Genomic DNA, 3,433 nt, shown 5'->3' with positions numbered 1-3,433 from the left:
ATTTCATCAGAATTTATAAGAATTGGATTTTCCATAATTTCTCCTCCCTAACGCCTCTTGGCAATTGTTTGTGCGTGGTTTGTATAATTACTTATACGCAAATGTATAAATATAAGCAAGAAAAAAATCACATATATTTCATTTTTTTTGCATTTTCACTTAAATGCCATCTTCACAAGCAATGGAATTAAAAGTTGATTTTAGAATCAGTAAATGTGCGGTTTACTGATAAAAATCAATCAAACTCGCTTCAATCTGTTGATGGCAATCTCATTGATAACGTGAACAGAAAATCGTATTGTGTTTACATATCAAGAATAGTGCGCCGTACACGACCTATTATAGAGATAGCGCCTTCAAGTTTTGGAGCCTTTATTGTTTTGTCGTATGAAGCAGGCTGAAAAGGAGGATCATCATTAGGTCTGTATCGTTTATATGTCGCTTGTCCAGATTCATCTGCAATTACATAGCAGGCATTAGGCACAAGTTTTTTGTCTCGCATATTTACAAATATTATAGAATCTGGAGGGCTAATTTTATTCATAGATGCGCTATCTACACGTAAAGCAATCCATTCACCGGCAGGAAGATTAACAGCCTCTGTCATAGGATAATCTGAAAAATCCATTATCCCATCTTGCTCTCTTAGTTCTCCAGCGCTAATCCATGAAACGAGAGGAATACTTATATTGAGATTAGGATTTTCTTGAGGAGACTCGCCATACAAAATCCACCCCGGATCTACATTAAATACTTGTCCATAGAGCTCGGCTATTTGACGCGAAATACCACGATTTCCATTTTCGTGACTAATTAGGGTATTTTGATTAAGAGCTGGTATAGTGCGCGCAGCTTCACTTGGTGTCGTATATCCAGCATTCTTACGCGCTATTTTAAGTCTATCTTTTGGCAAATAAGTCATTTGTACATTATCCACTATTTTTTGCATTTTCACTTAAATGCCATCTTCAAAATAAGAGAATTCAAGGTTGACTTGTGAATTATTTCGTAAGCAAGCGATAAGCTTTACGTGGCAGTATTGAAATTATTTCCCCAATCCATTTTATCTTAACATTTTTAATGGGATCTGCATTCCATGATTTGAGTACAATGCCTTCTGAAGAGCGAGTAATTTGTTTGATGAATCGCCTATTATCTTCTGTCAGAACAATGACTTCATCACCGTAATAATCGCTCACTGGCTTTGTTTGCAGATGTTTAACTACGATTAAATCACCATCTTTATACACAGGATACATAGAATTTCCACGAACCACAAAACCTATTGCTTCAAAAGGCAAATCAAATGGTATTTCAATTGTTTCAAGCCCATCTTCTGGGATTTGCTCAACATCGGTGTCAATCTCTAATCCTGCTCCTACATATCCCATAACAGGAACAAGTGTAGTAATTTGATTATAACCCTTTAAGCTTTTATAAAGTTCTAAAATTGCGTCTCTGTGTGAACCTCTAGGATCTGATTCATTTCCTAACCATCTTGATACGGTTGCTTGGGTTACATTTAGTCTATCGGCAAGATCTTTTTGACTGAGACCAAATTCAGATTGCAATACTTGCAATGTAGCAATGATATTTTTCGTCATAATTAGTTACTTATGATTTTTAAATTAAAAAAAATCTATTGTTTTTTTTAATTTATGTTATACAATTGCGTATATGGTTAAAATAAAGGACTTAACTCAAATGGACACAGAGGAAAAATTCAAGATTAAATCTATCCGAAAGTGTTTATCGCTAACACAAAAGGAATTAGCAGACATTTTAGGCGTTAAGCAAGCCTCTGTTTGTCGTTGGGAACAAGGAAAAGGTTTATCTTTAAAGAATTATCTAAAGCTGCAAGAACTGCAAGGATGTTCTGGCTCTAGTTCTGCTTTCACACCTGCTCCTACAGATAATAACGAGCACCAGCAGCACCATTCACACTCTTAAGAAGAAAGATCATAGATGATAGATGTCCCGCATATCACTATAAGTAAAGTCAAGTTGATTAATCTTGTTAATAAGATTGGACGTGAAGACATATATTATGGTGTTCGCTCGCCTAATCAGACATGTGAAAGTTGCATAGATCCCTCATCAACAGGTTATCTTATCTATATACTGCAAAATATTTTTGCGCGTGATGATAGAAATTATTTTCCGTTATTGCCGTACGATGATTTTAAACAATGGTTTTCATCTGCCTTTACGCAAGCTTTTACAACTTGGTTTGATAATTATTTTTCTCAAGATTTGTCATCTTTTCATCGCCTAAATGAGCTACTTTTGTTTACAGCTTTAGTCGAAAGTAATCTTGGCTTCTTAAGGGATGACCTCATCAAAAAAAGAGAAGAAGAAATCAAATTAATAAATGATGCGTGTAGTGTGCGTCTGAATTAAGTTAATCCACTTTATTTAAAGTCTATGAGGTCGGTTTGTGTTGTTACAGTCATTTTTTCAAGACAAGCAGTCACAACACACTCTGTCATAGCACGCATATAAATACGTAGAGCCTTAAGGGGGGATTATGATCACTAATGCACAAACCATTCTCTGTCTTGATCTAGGGACTAAGACTGGCTGGGCGCTTCGTGATGCAGATGGTTTTATCACAAGCGATACAGAACATTTTCAATCACACCGTTTTGAAGGCGGTGGCATGCGTTACTTGCGCTTTAAGAAATGGCTTACTGAATTAAAGAGGTCTGTTGATGAAATTGATGCGGTGTATTTTGAAGAGGTACGTCGGCATGTGGGTACAGACGCTTCTCATGTTTATGGGGGCTTTCTAGCAACATTAACAGCTTGGTGTGAACATCATCAGATACCGTATGAAGGCATTCCCGTTGGTACGATTAAAAAAGCAATGACAGGCAAAGGGAATGCGTCAAAAGAAGAAATGATTAAGGCAATGTGTGCAAAAGGTCACGCGCCTTGTGACAACAACGAAGCAGATGCTTTGGCAATTTTATATTTAATGAAAGAAGGGGATGCGCATGTCTAATGGTATGCCGTGGATAAGATTTCATTTGTATGACTGGATAAGTGGTACAGATGGGATGACGTTGGAACAACGGGGCGTTTATATAACGCTTATTGTACGCATGTACGATAAGAAAGCACCAATTAAAGAAGATTTTGAAACGCTTTCACGCGCTTGCAATTGTTCACGAAAAAAATTCGCAACTATCGTCGAATATTTAATGAGGAATGATAAAGTTATTGAGACAGATAATGGATTGTGGAATACACGCGTTGAAGAAGAGCTAAACGATTTTGCTGATAAAAAAGAGCATATATCACAAGTTCGTAGTGAAGCTGGTAAAAAAGGTGCACAAGCAAAAAACAATATAAAACAACATGTTAATAATTTTGCTGAAGCAAATGACAAGCAAAACATTTTTTTTGCTGAAGCAAACGCTAAGCAAAATCA

General features: G+C 36.3%; 6 protein-coding genes. 4 read left to right on the top strand and 2 right to left on the bottom strand.

Annotation, left to right across the window (positions count from 1 at the left end; genetic code table 11):
- Positions 1-304: 304 nt before the first annotated feature.
- A complete protein-coding gene (locus ACFIMX_RS07655; RefSeq protein ID WP_375618834.1) occupies positions 305-922 on the bottom strand; it encodes a S24 family peptidase in 618 nt (205 codons plus the stop codon).
- A gap of 79 nt (positions 923-1,001) precedes the next feature.
- On the bottom strand, positions 1,002-1,604 hold the full coding sequence (locus ACFIMX_RS07650; RefSeq protein WP_375618830.1) for a S24 family peptidase: 603 nt from the start codon (positions 1,602-1,604) through the stop codon (positions 1,002-1,004).
- Positions 1,605-1,704: 100 nt separating this feature from the next.
- Between ACFIMX_RS07650 and ACFIMX_RS07645 the strand changes: the two genes are divergently transcribed.
- The 4 genes from ACFIMX_RS07645 to ACFIMX_RS07630 all read left to right on the top strand — a co-directional run.
- Positions 1,705-1,950: a helix-turn-helix transcriptional regulator gene (locus ACFIMX_RS07645; protein ID WP_375694280.1), complete on the top strand. Its 246-nt coding sequence runs from the start codon at positions 1,705-1,707 to the stop codon at positions 1,948-1,950.
- Between the two features lie 15 nt (positions 1,951-1,965).
- Positions 1,966-2,400 carry a hypothetical protein gene (locus ACFIMX_RS07640; RefSeq protein ID WP_375694279.1) on the top strand — a complete coding sequence of 145 codons (435 nt, stop codon included), beginning with the start codon at positions 1,966-1,968 and terminating at the stop codon, positions 2,398-2,400.
- Positions 2,401-2,527: 127 nt separating this feature from the next.
- The gene (locus ACFIMX_RS07635; RefSeq protein WP_375694278.1) at positions 2,528-3,004 is read left to right on the top strand and encodes a crossover junction endodeoxyribonuclease RuvC; all 477 of its coding nucleotides are present in this window, start codon (positions 2,528-2,530) and stop codon (positions 3,002-3,004) included.
- Positions 2,997-3,433, top strand: a 437-nt coding sequence (locus ACFIMX_RS07630) for a DUF1376 domain-containing protein (RefSeq protein ID WP_375694277.1), incomplete at its 3' end; no start/stop codon positions are given. The genes ACFIMX_RS07635 and ACFIMX_RS07630, both read left to right, overlap by 8 nt.

The organism is Bartonella sp. AD24XZML (assembly GCF_042196485.1).
GTDB lineage: Bacteria > Pseudomonadota > Alphaproteobacteria > Rhizobiales > Rhizobiaceae > Bartonella.
The sequence above is the reverse complement of the archived record's forward strand: the minus strand, read 5'-3'. Positions and strand labels throughout refer to the sequence as shown.